The sequence below is a fragment of the Azonexus sp. genome (genome assembly GCF_030824335.1).
Classification (GTDB): Bacteria; Pseudomonadota; Gammaproteobacteria; order Burkholderiales; family Rhodocyclaceae; genus Azonexus.
Genome location: NZ_JAVBXX010000018.1, coordinates 19093 through 35364 on the forward strand (window position 1 = coordinate 19093; position 16272 = coordinate 35364).

A 16272-nucleotide genomic window follows, 5' to 3' on the forward strand; every position below is an offset into this window, starting at 1 on the left:
GTTATTTCCCGGATGGTTCGTCCGGCTCAAGGTCTTCCCACAGACAGGCGCACTCGCTGCGAATATCATGCAGCCCCGGCTTGGTGACTTCGGTTACCAGGCATTCCCCTTCGCAGGTTTCGGAAACCACCACCAGTTTCATTTCGGCATCTACCTGGCGTTCGCCATCCCAGTAGCTGCAAGTTGCGCAGACCTTGACTTCAGTCGGCAGTATGAGTTTTTCGGCCATCTGATCCCCGATGAAAAGCCCTGTTTTCGATGCGGATAAGAGTTTATCCGCTTCCGGAAGTTCCCGCTGATTTTGCTGGCTATAATGTTCTTTTACCCTAACGCCTGACAAAGCCATGGATATCAAGGACTACATGCAGACTGTCGGCCGCCAGGCCCGCACTGCCTCGCGCCGCCTCGCCACCGCAACGACTGCAGAAAAGAACGCCGCCCTGCTGCACATTGCCACCGCCATCCGCCGGGAAAAGGCCGCACTGGTCGCGGCCAATGCCGAAGACCTGGCCGCCGCCCGTGCTGCCGGCCTCGAACCCGCCATGCTCGACCGCCTGACGCTGTCCGAAAAAGGCGTCGACAACATGGCTGAAGGTGTCGAACAGGTAGCCAAACTGCCCGACCCGATCGGCGAGATGGGCGAGTTCAAGTTCCGTCCGTCCGGCATCCAGGTCGGCAAGATGCGCGTCCCGCTCGGCGTCATCGGCATCATCTACGAAGCGCGGCCGAACGTCACCGCCGACGCCGCCGCGCTGTGCCTGAAGTCCGGCAACGCGGCCATCCTGCGCGGCGGCTCGGAAGCGATCCGCTCCAACCGCGCCATCGCCGCACTGATCCAGGAAGGCCTGCAGGCCGCCGGCCTGCCCGCCGAATGCGTCCAGGTCATCGACACCACCGACCGCGCTGCGGTCGGCGAACTGATCACCATGCGCGAGTTTGTCGACGTCATCGTACCGCGCGGCGGCAAGGGCCTGATTGCGCGGCTCTTGGCCGAATCGCGCGTCCCGATGATCCAGCACCTGGACGGCAACTGCCACGTCTACCTGGAAGAGGAAGCCGACCCGAACAAGGCGCTGAAGATCGTCGAGAACGCCAAGACCCAGCGTTACGGCACTTGCAACACAGCCGAGTCGCTGCTCGTCGACCGTTCGGTCGCCGCCATGCTGCTGCCGCCGATTGCCCACATGCTGAGTGAAAAGGGCGTTGAAATCCGCGGCTGTGCGGAAACCCGCGCCATCGTGCCGAATGCCGTCGCGGCCACGGAAGAGGATTACTACACCGAGTTCCTCGCGCCGATCATCTCGGTCAAGATCGTCGCCGACATTGACGAGGCCATCGCGCACATCAACCAGTATTCGTCGCACCATACCGAATCGATCGTCACCGATAACCATCCGAAGGCAATGCGCTTCCTGCGCGAAGTCGATTCGGCGTCAGTGATGATCAACGCGTCGACGCGTTTCGCCGATGGTTTCGAATACGGTCTGGGCGCCGAAATCGGCATCTCGACCGACAAGATCCACGCGCGCGGGCCGGTCGGTCTGGAAGGCCTGACCAGCCAGAAGTGGATCGTCCTCGGCGACGGGCACGTCCGTGGCTAAGGCGAGCTTCAACTGGGAAGACCCGCTGCTGCTGGATTCGCAGCTGGCCGCCGACGAGCGTCAGGTGCGCAACGCGGCGCACACGTTTGCTCAGAAGGCGCTGGCGCCGCGGGTGCGCGACGCCTTCCGCAACGAGTACACCGATCCGGCGATCTTCCGCGAGATGGGCGAAATGGGTCTGCTCGGCGCGACGCTGCCGCCGCAGTACGGCGGTGCCGGGCTAAATTATGTGTCCTACGGGCTGATCGCCCGCGAGGTGGAGTACGTCGATTCCGGCTACCGCTCGATGCTCAGCGTGCAATCCTCGCTGGTCATGCTGCCGATTTTCGCCTTCGGCAGCGAGGCACAGAAACAGAAGTACCTGCCCGGCCTCGGGCGTGGCGAACTGATCGGCTGCTTCGGGCTGACCGAACCGAATTCCGGCTCCGACCCCGGCAGCCTGAGCACCCGCGCACGCGCCGTACCCGGCGGCTGGAAGCTCTCCGGCAGCAAGATGTGGATCACCAATGCGCCCATCGCCGACGTGTTTGTCGTCTGGGCCAAGGACGACGAAAACATCATCCGCGGCTTCATCCTCGACAAGGGCATGCCCGGCCTGAGCGCTCCGGTCATCCACGGCAAGGTCGGTCTGCGCGCGTCGGTGACCGGCGAGATCGTCATGGACGAAGTCTTCGTGCCGAGCGAAAACCGCCTCGACGTCGCCGGCCTGAAAGGCCCGTTCACCTGCCTGAATTCAGCCCGCTTCGGCATCGCCTGGGGCGCCCTCGGCGCGGCCGAGGCGTGCTGGCACACCGCCCGCCAATACACGCTGGACCGCAAACAGTTCGACCGGCCGCTGGCCGCCAACCAGCTGGTGCAGAAAAAACTGGCCGACATGCAGACCGAAATCACGCTCGGCATCCAGGGCGTACTGCGCCTGGGCCGGATGATGGACGACGGCAGCGCGACGCCGGAAATCGTCTCGATGATGAAGCGCAATTCCTGCGGCAAGGCGCTCGACATCGCCCGCACGGCGCGCGACATGCTCGGCGGCAACGGCATTTCGGACGAATTCGGCGTGATCCGCCATCTGGTCAACCTGGAAGTGGTGAATACCTACGAGGGTACGCACGATGTGCACGCACTGATCCTCGGCCGGGCACAAACCGGGATTTCCGCTTTCTAATCCGTCGACCGGTTTTCCCCAACGGTTTTTGTCCATTTCCGGCGGTCGACCGCAATAAATCGCCCAGGAGCTCACATGAACGCAAGAAACTATCAGGCCGTCGTCACCGCCCCCGGTTTTGCGCTGGGCGTTTGCTGTAACGACGACGAAGTGACCCACATCGACTTCCTCGAACCCCGCCCGGAACAAGCGCCGACCACGGCACTGGCGGCGGAAACGGTACGCCAGTTGCAAGCCTACCTGGCCGATCCAGACTTCGTTTTCAGCCTGCCCTTACAGCCTGCCGGCACGCATTTCCAGCGGCGCGTCTGGGAACAGATTGCGGCAATTCCCGGCGGACGGACGGAAACCTACGGTCAACTGGCGAAAAACCTGAAAAATGCCCCGCGCGCCGTCGGCCAGGCCTGCGGCGCCAATCCTTACCCGGTCGTCGTGCCCTGTCATCGCGTCATCGCCAGCAGTGGTGCGGGCGACAAGAAACTCGGTGGCTTCGCCCGTGAGCGCGGCGGCTTCCTGCTCGAGGTCAAGCGCTGGCTGCTCACCCATGAAAACGCCGATTGTGTCACCGCGTCTGAGCACTGATTTCCCCCCACGCGCAACCGATCTCGCCGAGATCGACAATTTCTGCGACGCGCTGTGGCTGGAAGACGGACTGGCCAAAGCCACGCTCGACAGCTACCGCTCAGACCTCGGCCGACTCGCCGGCTGGCTGGCCGCCCAGGCCAAAACCGCCCCCCCCGAAGCCCTGCTCGACCTGCGCGAAAGCACACTGACCGCCTTCATCGCGCAACTGTCGCGCAGTACCCGCGCCAGTTCGCAGGCGCGCTACCTGTCCACGCTGCGCCGCTTTTATCGCTGGCAAGTCGGGCGCGGACGCATTGTCGTCGATCCGACCCTGAAACTGGCCAACCCCAGCCTGCCCTCACGCCTGCCCAAGGTGATGTCGGAAAAACAGGTCGCGGCGCTGCTCGCCGCGCCCGATCTGGAAACGCCGCTCGGCCTGCGCGACCGGGCCATGCTGGAAACCCTGTACGCCACCGGCTTGCGCGTTTCCGAACTGGTCAATCTGAAACTGCATGAAGTCAGCCTGATCGACGGCGTGCTGCGCGCCTTCGGCAAAGGTAGCAAGGAACGCCTGGTGCCGCTCGGCGAACTGGCCATCGACTGGCTTACCCGCTACCTGAACGAAGCCCGCAGCGCGCTGCTGCACGGCCAGCCCAGCGACGATCTGTTCGTCACCACGCGCGGCGGCGCGATGACCCGCCAGGCTTTCTGGCACCTGATCAAGCGTTACGCGCTGCTGGCAGAAATCGACCCGGCCAAACTGTCACCGCACGTCCTGCGCCACGCCTTCGCCACGCATTTGCTGAACCACGGCGCCGACCTGCGTGTCGTGCAACTGCTGCTCGGCCATGCCGATATCTCGACCACCCAGATTTACACGCATGTTGCCCGCGAACGGCTGAAATCGCTGCATGCGGTCCACCATCCTCGCGGCTAAAATTCTCCCATGAGCAAAATCGAACACGCCCCCGAAACCCAGGCCACGAAATTCCTGAAAGCGCACAAGGTGCCCTTCTCCAACCACCTGTATGCCTACGAGGAACACGGCGGCACCAAGGTTTCCGCCCGCGAACTGAATGTGGACGAGCATCACGTGGTGAAAACGCTGGTTTTCGAGGATGAAAACGCCAAGCCGCTGATCGTGCTGATGCACGGCGACTGCAAGGTATCGACCAAGGAACTGGCGCGACAAATTCCGTGCAAGAAGGTCGAGCCATGCAAACCCGAAGTCGCCAACCGCCACACCGGTTTTCTGGTCGGCGGCACCAGCCCGTTCGGCACCAAGAAGGCCATGCCGGTATTCATCGAGAAAAGCATTCTCGATCTGCCGCTGATCTACATCAACGGCGGCCGGCGCGGCTATCTGGTCGGCGTCCACCCGCACGACATCCTGCGCACGCTGCAGCCGAAAGCCGTCGACGCCGCCTTGCAATCGTGATGCCCGCGTCCTCGACGTCCAGGAAACCTCGTCCGAGCAGTCTCGTCTGCGCATTGCGCAGCAGGGTAATCCTGCTATTCGGCATCCTGTTTGGCACAATGCTGAGCGCTTGTGATCGATACCCTGACGAACAGCCATTGCAGTATCGCAACGCCCCAAGTGCATCGGCCAATCCGGTTTACCGTTTTGCGGTCCACCCGCTGCACAATCCGAAAAAGCTTGGCGCAGCTTATCAACCGCTGATCGACTTGCTGAATGCCCGCATCCCGGGGAGCCACTTTGAACTTGAGGCATCCCGCGACTATCGGGCCTACGAAGAGAAATATCGCGGCCGGGGACCGGAATTCCTGCTGCCCAACCCCTGGCAGACGACCAAGGCCATCCAGCTTGGCTATCGGGTCATTGCCATGGCTGGCGATGCGGAAGATTTCCGCGGGATTTTCGTTGTGCGGCGGGACAGCGGGATAAAACACCCTGCCGACCTCCGCGGCAAAACCGTCAGTTATCCCTCGCCAACCGCGCTCGCGGCCTGTGTCATGCCACAATACTTTCTGCACGCACAGGGCATCGATATTCACAAGGACATTACCAATGCCTACGTCGGTTCGCAGGAGTCTTCGATCATGAACGCTTATCTTGGTCAATCGGCGGCAGGTGCCACCTGGCCACTACCCTGGCGGCTCTTTCAGCAGGACCACCCGGCCGAAGCTGCGCAACTTGAAGTCATCTGGGAAACGCCGCCGTTACTGAACAACTCGGTAATGGTGCGCAACGATGTCCCCGTCGCACTGGCCGGAGAAGTACAGGCACTGCTGCTTCAACTTCATAACGATGAGACCGGTCGGCGCATCCTCGCCGGCATGGCCACAAGCCGCTTTCATCCGGCCGACAACAATAGCTACGCCAAGGTCGAACGTTACATCCAGACCTTCGAAAGGGATGTTCGTCCGGTGGAGCAGCGATGATTCAGGGACAATTGAAAGACTGGCTATTCGGTACGCTGCGCCGGCAACTCAGCGTCGGCATGGCGCTGGTTGTCGCCGTAACGATGGTCCTGTTCATCCTGGACACCATGCGCGTTCAGGAAGCACAAGTCATGAAACAGCAGTCGGCCCAAGCCACTGCGCTGGCCGAAAGCGTTGCCACATCGGCCGCGATCTGGGTCGCCGCCAGAGACTATGCCGGTCTGCAGGAAATCGTCGACAGCCTGAAAAGCTATCCCGATCTGCGCCACGCCATCGTTCTCGACATGCAGGGGAAAATACTCGCACACAGCGACATCAGCCGGCGCGGCCTTTATCTCGACGATCTGCCAAGCGAAGCCACGGCAAAAACCCTGCAGCGCAGCCAACAACTCGTCGATGTCGCCAGCCCGATCATGCTCGAGAAGACGCCGATCGGCTGGCTACGCATCGGACTGGGCGACGGCAACCTGCAAGCAGAACTGGCACAAATCGGCCGCAACGGCATGCTCTATGCGCTGCTTGCCGTCTCCCTGAGCGGACTATTTGCCCTGCTCGCCGGCCGCTACCTGACGCGCCGGCTGGATGTCATCCAGCGCGTCGCCGATACCGTACAGGCCGGCGACAACAGCTTGCGCGTCAACCTTGCAGGCAACGACGAGGCGAGCCATCTCGGCCGTGCCGTCAATGCCATGCTCGACGCATTGGCCCAACGCGAAACGGATTTGCGCAATAGCGAGATCCGCCACACCACCATCCTCGACAACGTCAGCGCTTATATCTACCTGAAGGACACCAATGGACGCTACCTCTATGCCAACCGGCAAGTCCGCGAACTCTTTCGTTGCAGCCTTGAAGCGCTGATCGGCCAGGACGATAGCCGGTTTTTCAGTGCCGCCAGCTTCCGGCAGTTGCAGCTGAACGATGCCCGCGTACTGACCCAGGGTGAAACCATTCACCTGGAAGAAAACAACATCGATTCCTGGAACGGCGATCTGCACACCTACTGGACTGTGAAGCTGCCCCTGCGCAACGAGGCAAGCGGCGAAATTTACGCGCTGTGCGGCATTTCCACCGACATTACCGAACGCAAACAGGCCGAATTGCAGCTCTCCCACCACAAGGATGAACTGGAACACGAAGTCCGGCTGCGCACACTCGATCTGTTGCAGGCCCGCGATACGGCCGAAGCGGCCAACCGGGCGAAGAGCGCTTTCCTGGCCAACATGAGCCACGAACTACGCACGCCGATGAATGCGATCATGGGCATGACCGGCATACTGCTGCGCCACGCCGAAGACGACAGACTGCGTGAGCAACTGGGCAAAATCGACCAGGCATCGAAGCACCTGCTCTCTGTCATCAATGACATCCTCGATCTGTCCAAGATCGAGGCCGAACGCATGGAACTGGCGCAAATTGCCTTCCGGCTGGGCGAAGTGATCGAGAACGTCACCAGCCTGCTGGGCAGCCGCGCACGCGACAAACAACTCGAACTGCTTGTCGACCGCCCGGCCGAACTCGACCATCTCGCACTGCTCGGCGATCCGCTGCGACTGGGACAAATCCTGCTCAATCTCGTCGGCAACGCCATCAAGTTCACCGAACAGGGCAGTGTCACGCTGCGCATTCGTCGCCAGGAAACCAAAGACAATTCGCTGATGCTGCGCTTCGAGGTGTCCGATACCGGCATCGGTATTGCACCCGAGGCACAGCGCCGCCTGTTCACCGCTTTCGAACAGGCCGACAACTCGATGACCCGGAAATACGGCGGCACCGGCCTGGGGCTGGCCATCAGCAAGCGACTGATCCGGCTGATGGGCGGGGAAATCGGCGTGGACAGCGAAGTCGGTCGCGGCAGCACCTTCTGGTTCACCATCCGCACCCGGGAAAACCGGCAGCCCGCTGCCATGCCGGAGAACCCCGGCGCAAGCGCAGGCTACCCGACGCCACTGCTCGAACATGCCGGAGCCCGCGTGCTGCTGGTTGAAGACGAGCCGATCAATCGCGAGGTCTCGCTGGCGCTGCTCGAGGAAGTCAAACTCTCCGTGGACCTGGCCGAAGATGGCCTGCAAGCCATCGCCCTGGCCGAGAAAAATGCCTACGACCTGATTTTGATGGACGTCCAGATGCCGCATCTCAACGGACTCGATGCGACACAGCAAATCCGGCAGTTACCCGGCCATGCAAACACGCCGATCCTGGCGATGACCGCCAATGCCTTCGATGAAGATCGCCGCGCCTGTCTGGATGCAGGCATGAACGATCACATCGGCAAACCCATCGCCCCAGAAACCTTGTTTGCCGCACTGGCACGCTGGCTGCCGAAGCACAAACGCCCGACGTGATTAAATAAAACAATCATAGCAATTCAATCAATCGATTGGAGCTATCAACCATCTCGGCATAAAGTTTCTCCAGCACAAGGAGAACACCATGACCCAAATCGTCATCCGTCATTACGCCAGACCCGCCAACCACAAACATTTGTGGCTCGGCATCAGCATGGCCATCATCGCCATCGGCTTTGGCATCGACCAGGCCGCGCAGTGGCTGGCGGCACACCCGATGGCGGCCAAGGGCTTGCAAGCCAGTTTGTTCGCCGGCCTCGCCACCGGCTTGGGCGCAATTCCGGTGCTTTTCCTGCGTCGACCGCAAGAATCCTTGATGGCACCGATGCTCGGTCTCGCCGGCGGCATGATGCTCGCCGCCAGCCTTTTTTCGCTCCTCGTCCCGGCCATCCAGAACGTAGCCGCCAGCGGCGCACCGCTGGTCCTCGGTAGCGCGACGGCCATTGCCTTGCTGATCGGTGCCGCGATCATGCAGCGGATGGATCAGCGCACGCCGCACGCACATGTCGAAGGCCTCGAAGCAAGCGGCCTGCAACCGCAAGTCGGTTTGGTCGTTGCCGCCATCGCCTTGCACAATCTGCCGGAAGGCCTGGCCGTCGGCGTAGCAGTCGCCGCTGGCGCCGATCACGGTATGAGCCTCGGGATTGCCATGCAGAACATTCCGGAAGGCTGGATCGTAGCCAGCGCCATGATTGCGCTCGGCGCCGGCCCGTTGCGCGCCGCCTTGACCGCCCTCGGTACTGGCCTGGTCGAACCGCTCGGCGGCTTGTTCGGCGTCCTCGCCAGCACACTCGCCGGCGCCGCCTTGCCGCTTGCCCTGGCTGCAGCGGCCGGCGCCATGCTCTGGGTGGTCAGCCATGAATTGATTCCGGCCTCGCACCGTCCGGGACGCGAAACGGCGGCGACCGCCGGCTTGCTCAGCGGCTTCGCGCTGATGACGGCGTTGGCGGTCGTCGTTTAAACCGAGCGTTCGATGAGCACGCCGACGCGCTTGACGCCCGGCATCATGCCCAGTTTGGCGACGGATACCCGGACCCACTGGGCAGCAAAATTTTCCAGCAGCCAGGTGGCGATATGTTCGGCCAGTTTTTCCAGCAGGTTGAAATGGCTGGCCGACAAATCCTTGCGCAGGCGCTCGACGACAACGGCGTAGTCCACAGTGTCGCGAATGTCGTCGCTGGCCCCGGCCGATGCGGTCGACACCCCGATGTGCAGAGAAATCTCAACCGTCTGCGACATGGCTTTTTCACGCGGATAGATGCCTATCCACGTTTCGGCGCGCAGTTCTTCGATGAAAATGATGTCCATTTGACGGTCGACCGTGACACGGGGTGTAAAATTTGCCGCGATTGTACCCCCACAGGCCAGAACCGCCATGCAAACCCTCATCATCATTGTTGCCGCCTACCTGCTCGGCTCCGTTCCCTTTGCCATGATCTCCTCCCGAGTCTTCGGACTGGCCGATCCACGCACCTATGGCTCGGGCAATCCGGGCGCCACCAACGTGCTGCGCAGCGGCAATAAAAAGGCCGCACTGTTCACGCTGATCGGCGATGCGCTGAAAGGCTGGGTCGCGGTGTTCATCGCCCAGCAGTTGGAAATGTCGTCCGGCCTGATTGGTCTTGTCGCGCTGGCGGTCTTCTTCGGCCACCTGTTTCCCGTCTTCCTCAAGTTCAAGGGGGGTAAAGGCGTAGCCACGGCAGCCGGCGTATTGCTCGCCCTCGATCCACTGCTTGGCTTCGCCGTACTGGCCACCTGGTTGCTGGTCGCCTTTGTTTCACGCTACTCCTCGTTGGCCGCATTGATCGCCGCCGCCAGCGCACCGCTGTACTCCGCCCTGATGCACGGTGCCGATACGCAATTTGCCGTCGTCGGCCTGCTGGGGTTTGCCTTGATCATCAAGCACTGGCAGAACCTGCAGCGCTTGATGGCCGGCCAGGAAAGCAAGATCGGCAGCAAGAAAAAAGCCTGATCATCCGCAAGGCGGAACTATAGCTTTAACCAATCGATAGAATAATCACAATCGATTAGCCTAATCACCATGACTCCCCTACACTGAATTCATCAGGTCAGATTCGACCTGCATTCAGCGACCGGAGGCCATCATGATTGCTCGACTCATCCAGCGTTTCATTCAGGAAGAACAAGCCTGGGATCGCTACGTCGACGTGCTGGCCGGCATCCCGGAAAATTTCTGATATCCCGCGTATTGCAAGTCAACACAGGAGAGAAGACTCATGGACAACAAGAAACTCACCACTGCCGCCGGTTGCCCGGTCGTCGACAACCAGAACATCATGACCGCCGGCCCACGCGGGCCGCAATTGCTGCAGGACGTCTGGTTCCTCGAGAAGCTCGCCCACTTCGACCGCGAAGTGATTCCCGAGCGGCGCATGCACGCCAAGGGCTCCGGCGCCTACGGCACGTTCACCGTGACCAACGACATCACGAAATACAGCCGCGCCAAGATTTTCAGCCAGGTCGGCAAGAAGACCGACCTCTTCGTCCGCTTCTCGACGGTGGCCGGCGAACGCGGCGCGGCCGACGCCGAACGCGACATTCGCGGCTTCGCCATCAAGTTTTACACCGAGGAAGGCAACTGGGATCTGGTCGGCAACAACACCCCGGTGTTCTTCCTGCGCGACCCGCTGAAATTTCCCGACCTCAACCACGCGGTCAAGCGCGATCCACGGACCAATCTACGCAGCGCGAAAAACAACTGGGATTTCTGGACGCTGTTGCCGGAAGCCCTGCACCAGATCACCATCGTCATGTCCGACCGCGGCATCCCGGCCAGCTATCGCCACATGCATGGCTTCGGGTCGCACACTTTCAGCTTCATCAACGCCAACAACGAGCGTTTCTGGGTCAAGTTCCACCTGAAAACCCAGCAGGGCATCAAGAACCTGAGCGACGCCGAAGCCGAAGCCTTGGTCGGTAAAGATCGTGAAACCCACCAGCGTGATCTGTACGACGCCATCGAAGCCGGTAACTTCCCGAAATGGACATTGGCCGTCCAGATCATGCCGGAAGCCGATGCCGAGAAAGTCCCCTACCACCCGTTCGACCTGACCAAGATCTGGCCGCACAAGGATTACCCGCTGATCGAAGTGGGGGTCATGGAACTGAACCGCAACCCGGCCAACTACTTTGCCGAAGTTGAGCAAGCAGCGTTCAATCCGGCCAACATCGTGCCCGGCATCAGCTTCTCGCCGGACAAGATGCTGCAGGGGCGCTTGTTCTCCTACGGGGATGCACAACGTTACCGACTGGGGGTCAATCATGGCCATATTCCGGTCAACGCACCGCGCTGCCCGGTACACAGCTACCACCGCGACGGTGCCATGCGTACCGACGGCAACTTCGGCAGCACGCTGGGCTACGAGCCGAATGGCTACAGCGAATGGCAGGAACAACCGGATTACCGCGAACCGCCGCTGGCAATCAACGGCGCGGCCGATCACTGGAATTTCCGCGAAGACGATGACGACTACTACAGCCAGCCGCGCGCCCTGTTCCGCCTGATGACGCCGGAACAGCAACAGACGCTGTTCGACAACACCGCCCGGGCGATGAGCGATGCACCGGAAGAAATCAAGCGCCGGCACATCGGCAATTGCAGCAAATGCGATCCGGCCTACGGTGCAGGTGTCGCCAAAGCACTCGGTCTGTCGGTGTAATTAACGCGGCAATCAGGCACAGCCCGGAGCAACCCGGGCTGTTTTGCGGAGCAGATGGGATGAGCCACAAAAAGTGCTGCAAACGCAGGCCACGCTGCAAAAACTGTCCAAATAAAGGGTGACTTTGGCGGCCATGGCAAGCAGCGCCTGAGCGGATCAATACTCCTGCAACATCGCCATTTCCTTGTCGGCACGACGCAAGCGCAGGGCCAGAGAATGCGAAAGCGCCCCCAGAAGCGTCAGGGCAAGACGCTTGTGCTCTTCGGAAATGCTGTGGAATTGCTCCGAAGACAGGACAAAAACTTCTGTTTCAACCTCGGCCAGAGCATCGTCCCCACGCGGTCGGCCATCGAGAAATGCCAAACCACCAAAGAAGTCGCCGCGCCCATAGGTGCCAACATGGCGTTCATGCCCGGCCCCCAGAGGTAGAAAGACTTTTACCAGGCCCCGACGAATCAGGTAAATCGCGTTCCCTTGTTCACCACGCGAATAAATTACCTCGCCAACGCCGTAAACCCGGGTGACCAGGCGTGACTCGAGATCGGCCAGGGTTTCATCCTTGCGATTCTTGAACAGTTCCATTTCCTGGAGCTGCAAGGGTGTTTCAGGCTCGACGATCAGCGTTTCCCGCTCGCCGAGCAACCTGTCCTCAACCCACTCGATCGCGCTATCCAGTTCGTCAAACAAGCGAACGGTTTCCGGATTTTCGGTCACCCCCGTTTGTGCCAGGAACTCGCGCAGGTTGCGATTATTCGACGAATGCTCCCGAACGCTGGACAGCAACAGCAGCGCCCCGCGTTCCGCCAGCGCATCGCGTATCTGCGACAACAGGTGCGCCGCAGTCACGTCGACGGACTGAACGCGCTTCATGTCGAGAATGATGAAATTGCGACTTTTGATTTCCGCATCAAGCTGGCCGAACAACTGCTGGGTCGTACCAAAAAACAAACTGCCCTGCAATTCGAAAATAACCGCCTGCTCCCCTTTGCTCTCAAGTATCCGGGTCTCTCTCTCCGGGCGATAGCAATTGGACGACATCTGGTTAACGTAAAACTTGTGGCGCACCACGGAGCCGCCAATTTGTTCGCGCAGGAACAGAATGATCGCCATCGCCACGCCGACACCGGAGGCAGCAAGCAAACCCACGGTCAGCGCTACGATCACGACGGCGACTACCACACCAAAATCGAGGACGGTGGCGGACGACTCGATGAAGCGCAGCGGCGCGCGATCAATCATCCGCACACCAACCACCAGCAGGATGCCAGCCAGTGCAGCAAAGGGAATCCAGGCGATGAAGCTGCTCAGCACCAAGGCGAAGATCAGGGCAGAAATCCCTTCGATCAAGCCCGAAGCCCGCGTTTGCGCGCCGCTCGACAGGTTGACCATGGTTGCCCCCATCGTACCGGCCCCGGGAATGCCGCCGACGGACGAAGAAGCCACGTTGGCAATGCCCTGGGCAATCAGTTCGCGGTTGGGATTGTGCTGGGTTCGGGTCATCTGGTCGACCACCACGCAGGTTTTCAGGGTGTCGATCGACAACAGCACGGCCAGCGTCAGGGCGCTGCCGGTCAGCGAGGCAATCTGCGCCAGACGTAGATCACCCAATTCGTGCCAACGCCCGGTAATGGACGTGAAGTAGCCGTCGCCACTGACCCCGAGCGGACCAATCAGCAAGGCATTGTCGGTTAGCTGCAATAGACTGGCATCCTGAATCGCCAGTCCAAAGTAAGTCAGCAAGCCGGCGATGATCGCCAGGATGGTGCCGGGTACGGCGCGCGTCCACATACTACCCAGCGTCATCGCCAGGATGCTGGCACCACCGACCGCCATGGCTCGCCAATCCCACAGATGCGGCGCCAGCAGCACTTGATACCAGGTTGAATTCCCGGTCACCCCGAGCAATGCCGGCACCTGGCTGCCAATGATGATCAGCCCGACACCGGTCATGTAACCGCTGACCACCGGATAGGGGATGTATTTGATCAAACGCCCCAAGCCGACAAAACCGAACAATACCTGGAAGAGCCCAGCCAGAATGCCCAGCATCAACAGCATCAGGATGACATTGCCGGCCGATACGCCTTCTCCGAGAAACTGGATGGCAAAAGCCGATAACAGCGCAGCAGCCGGCGCACAGGGCGCGCTGATCAGACGTTCGGTACCGCCCAAGAGCGAGGCCAGCAGCCCGATGATCGTGGCCCCGACAATGCCGGCCAGCGCCCCGAGCGCCGCATGCGATGGCGAAATGGCCGCATAGACGGTGACGCCGAAAGCAATCGATGCGGGCAACGCGACCAGCATGGCCGCCAGCCCGCCCCAGAAGTCACCGATTTGGTAGAGCCGTTTGAACACCCCTTGCATCGCGCCCTCTGTCTGAGTGGAGTTTTACAAAGATGTTACTGCTTTTTGCCGCGGGAAAAATACGCAAAAGGGAAAAGCGCCGATTTTTGCGGTCGACCGCAAAAATCGGCGCTTTTACAGCTTATTTACCGCTAACCGACATCTCCATCAGCGGCCAGCGCGGCTGAACCGCAAAATCGCCGGCCAGTTTAGCCGGCGTACCAGCCTGCAAGCGCAGACAGCCAGCCAGCGCGATCATCGCGCCGTTGTCGGTACAAAACTCCAGTTCCGGGTAATGGACGCGGAAACGTTTACGCCGAGCTTCGTCGTTCAAAGTCGCCCGCAATTGCTTGTTGGCCCCGACGCCGCCCGCCACGACCAATTGTTTCAGACCGGTCTGTTTCATCGCCTTCAGCGATTTCTTCACCAGCACCTCGACAATGGCTTCCTGAAAGGCGCGCGCCGCATCGGCCTTGAAAACCTCGTCAAGCACTTCTCCGGCAACAGCCTGCCGCTCGCGCACCAGCGTCAGAACCGCCGTCTTCAAGCCGGAAAAACTGAAGCTCAGATCACCGGAATGCAACATCGGACGCGGCAAGGTGTACTTTTCGGGATCGCCCTGCTCCGCCAGTTTCGACAACAGCGCGCCGCCCGGATACGGCAGGCCAAGCAACTTGGCGCTCTTGTCGAAGGCTTCACCAGCCGCATCGTCCAGTGTTTCGCCGAGCAACTCATAACGGCCGACACCGTCCACCCGCATCAACTGCGTATGCCCGCCGGAAACCAGCAGGGCAACGAACGGGAAGGTCGGTGGATCGCTCGACAGCAACGGCGACAACAAATGGCCTTCGAGGTGATGCACCGGGATGGTCGGCTTGTCGAGCGCCAGCGCCAGGGCTTCGGCAAAAGCACAGCCGACCAGCAAGGCACCGGATAAACCCGGACCACGGGTATAGGCGATGGCATCGACCTCGGCCAGCGATTTTCCGGCATTTTCCAGGGTCGACCGCAATAAAGGCACAACGCGCCGGATATGATCGCGCGACGCCAGCTCGGGCACCACACCGCCGTACTCGGCATGCATCGCCACCTGAGAATGGAGGGCGTGCGACAACAGGCCAGATGCGCTGTCGTAAAGCGCAATACCGGTTTCGTCGCAGGAGGATTCAATGCCGAGGATCAACATGGGCACGAATTTTAACACTTGGCGATAGCCCTTCCCTTGCAATATAATCATCGGCTTTCCGCAACTGTGCGGACACAAATTTTGCGCGCACTGTCGTTTACTTGACCTGACAGGCGCCTAACGGGAGGGGGTGATTTATATGCCGAACATTCGTGTCAAGGAAAACGAGCCGTTCGAAGTGGCCATTCGTCGCTTCAAGCGCACTGTCGAAAAGACGGGTCTTCTGACCGAACTGCGTGCCCGTGAGTTTTACGAAAAGCCCACCGCCGAACGCAAACGCAAGGCCGCTGCTGCCGTCAAACGCCAGAACAAGCGCCTCCGTAGCCTGACCCTGCCGCCGAAGATGTACTGATCCAGTACAGCTTTGCAGCAAAAAAATGAGCCGCCCGCCCTCAAAAGCTGGCGGCTTTTTCCTTCCTGCTTTTCCCCCACCTTTCCTGAGCAAGTCAGCAAAATGAGCCTCAAAGCCCGCATTACCGAAGACATGAAAACGGCCATGAAGGCCAAGGAAGCCGCCCGCCTGGCCGCCATTCGCCTGCTGCTCGCCGCCATCAAACAAAAGGAAGTCGACGAGCGCGTCGAACTCGACGATGCGGCCGTCGCTGCAGTCATCGAAAAGCTGGTCAAGCAGCGCAAGGACAGCGTAACCCAATACGAAGCCGCCAACCGTCAAGACCTGGCCGATGTGGAAAAGGCGGAAATCGCCATTCTCGCCACCTACCTGCCGGAAAAAATGAGCGCCGAGGAAACCGCTGCTGCCGTCGCCGCTGCCGTTGCCGAAACCGGCGCCAAAGGCCCGGCCGACATGGGCAAGCTGATGGCCGTACTGAAGCCGCAACTGGCCGGCAAAGCCGACATGGCGGAAGTCTCCAAACTGGTCAAGGCGGCACTTGCCGGCTAACACCATGCAAACCTTGCGCAACGCGAAGACGAGTATCGGAAGCCCCTGCGGGACACGCCGTCGTCTGCAGCGCAGCGCAAC

General features: G+C 60.7%; 16 protein-coding genes. 12 read left to right on the forward strand and 4 right to left on the reverse strand.

Going from position 1 to position 16272, the window contains the following annotated elements; translation table 11 throughout:
- Position 1 precedes the first annotated feature (1 nt).
- A complete protein-coding gene (locus RCI20_RS11850) occupies positions 2 to 229 on the reverse strand; it encodes a hypothetical protein (RefSeq protein WP_306605756.1) in 228 nt (75 codons plus the stop codon).
- Positions 230 to 344: 115 nt separating this feature from the next.
- Here RCI20_RS11850 and RCI20_RS11855 point away from each other — a divergent pair, with 115 nt between their 5' ends.
- The 8 genes from RCI20_RS11855 (at position 345) to RCI20_RS11890 (ending at position 9042) form a co-directional block, all read left to right on the forward strand.
- On the forward strand, positions 345 to 1601 hold the full coding sequence (locus RCI20_RS11855; RefSeq protein WP_306605758.1) for a glutamate-5-semialdehyde dehydrogenase: 1257 nt from the start codon (positions 345 to 347) through the stop codon (positions 1599 to 1601).
- Complete coding sequence (locus tag RCI20_RS11860; protein WP_306605759.1) at positions 1594 to 2766, forward strand: acyl-CoA dehydrogenase; 1173 nt, start codon at positions 1594 to 1596, stop codon at positions 2764 to 2766. Before RCI20_RS11855 ends, RCI20_RS11860 begins: the two co-directional genes overlap by 8 nt.
- A 75-nt stretch (positions 2767 to 2841) precedes the next feature.
- Positions 2842 to 3348 carry a methylated-DNA--[protein]-cysteine S-methyltransferase gene (locus RCI20_RS11865; RefSeq protein WP_306605761.1) on the forward strand — a complete coding sequence of 169 codons (507 nt, stop codon included), beginning with the start codon at positions 2842 to 2844 and terminating at the stop codon, positions 3346 to 3348.
- Entirely contained in the window at positions 3311 to 4267 is a 957-nt protein-coding gene (xerD, locus tag RCI20_RS11870; protein WP_306605763.1) for a site-specific tyrosine recombinase XerD, read from the forward strand. Before RCI20_RS11865 ends, xerD begins: the two co-directional genes overlap by 38 nt.
- A 9-nt stretch (positions 4268 to 4276) precedes the next feature.
- A complete protein-coding gene (gene ybaK / locus RCI20_RS11875; protein ID WP_306605765.1) occupies positions 4277 to 4768 on the forward strand; it encodes a Cys-tRNA(Pro) deacylase in 492 nt (163 codons plus the stop codon).
- 137 nt (positions 4769 to 4905) lie between these two features.
- The gene (locus RCI20_RS11880; protein WP_306605767.1) at positions 4906 to 5733 is read left to right on the forward strand and encodes a phosphate/phosphite/phosphonate ABC transporter substrate-binding protein; all 828 of its coding nucleotides are present in this window, start codon (positions 4906 to 4908) and stop codon (positions 5731 to 5733) included.
- Positions 5730 to 8078, forward strand: a complete 2349-nt coding sequence (locus tag RCI20_RS11885) for an ATP-binding protein (protein ID WP_306605769.1) — start codon at positions 5730 to 5732, stop codon at positions 8076 to 8078. The genes RCI20_RS11880 and RCI20_RS11885 overlap by 4 nt, the downstream gene beginning before the upstream one ends.
- Positions 8079 to 8166: 88 nt before the next feature.
- Positions 8167 to 9042 carry a ZIP family metal transporter gene (locus tag RCI20_RS11890; RefSeq protein WP_306605771.1) on the forward strand — a complete coding sequence of 292 codons (876 nt, stop codon included), beginning with the start codon at positions 8167 to 8169 and terminating at the stop codon, positions 9040 to 9042.
- Here the strand turns inward: RCI20_RS11890 and RCI20_RS11895 are convergent.
- The gene (locus tag RCI20_RS11895) at positions 9039 to 9389 is read right to left on the reverse strand and encodes a dihydroneopterin aldolase (RefSeq protein ID WP_306605773.1); all 351 of its coding nucleotides are present in this window, start codon (positions 9387 to 9389) and stop codon (positions 9039 to 9041) included. The two genes, RCI20_RS11890 and RCI20_RS11895, sit on opposite strands and share 4 nt — an antisense overlap.
- A 67-nt stretch (positions 9390 to 9456) precedes the next feature.
- Between RCI20_RS11895 and plsY the strand changes: the two genes are divergently transcribed.
- The gene (gene plsY / locus RCI20_RS11900; protein WP_306605774.1) at positions 9457 to 10053 is read left to right on the forward strand and encodes a glycerol-3-phosphate 1-O-acyltransferase PlsY; all 597 of its coding nucleotides are present in this window, start codon (positions 9457 to 9459) and stop codon (positions 10051 to 10053) included.
- Between the two features lie 265 nt (positions 10054 to 10318).
- Positions 10319 to 11761, forward strand: coding sequence for a catalase (locus tag RCI20_RS11905; RefSeq protein ID WP_306605775.1), 1443 nt, complete (start codon positions 10319 to 10321; stop codon positions 11759 to 11761).
- A 156-nt stretch (positions 11762 to 11917) separates the two neighbouring features.
- On the opposite strand, the gene RCI20_RS11910 is transcribed toward RCI20_RS11905, so the two are convergent.
- Both RCI20_RS11910 and tsaD read right to left on the reverse strand, forming a co-directional pair.
- Positions 11918 to 14125, reverse strand: coding sequence for a SulP family inorganic anion transporter (locus RCI20_RS11910; RefSeq protein ID WP_306605777.1), 2208 nt, complete (start codon positions 14123 to 14125; stop codon positions 11918 to 11920).
- A gap of 121 nt (positions 14126 to 14246) precedes the next feature.
- The gene (tsaD, locus tag RCI20_RS11915) at positions 14247 to 15290 is read right to left on the reverse strand and encodes a tRNA (adenosine(37)-N6)-threonylcarbamoyltransferase complex transferase subunit TsaD (protein ID WP_306605842.1); all 1044 of its coding nucleotides are present in this window, start codon (positions 15288 to 15290) and stop codon (positions 14247 to 14249) included.
- Between the two features lie 139 nt (positions 15291 to 15429).
- Here tsaD and rpsU point away from each other — a divergent pair, with 139 nt between their 5' ends.
- Together rpsU and RCI20_RS11925 are read left to right on the forward strand one after the other, a co-directional pair.
- On the forward strand, positions 15430 to 15642 hold the full coding sequence (gene rpsU / locus RCI20_RS11920) for a 30S ribosomal protein S21 (RefSeq protein WP_028995140.1): 213 nt from the start codon (positions 15430 to 15432) through the stop codon (positions 15640 to 15642).
- A 102-nt stretch (positions 15643 to 15744) separates the two neighbouring features.
- A complete protein-coding gene (locus tag RCI20_RS11925) occupies positions 15745 to 16191 on the forward strand; it encodes a GatB/YqeY domain-containing protein (protein ID WP_306605781.1) in 447 nt (148 codons plus the stop codon).
- Positions 16192 to 16272: the final 81 nt, after the last annotated feature.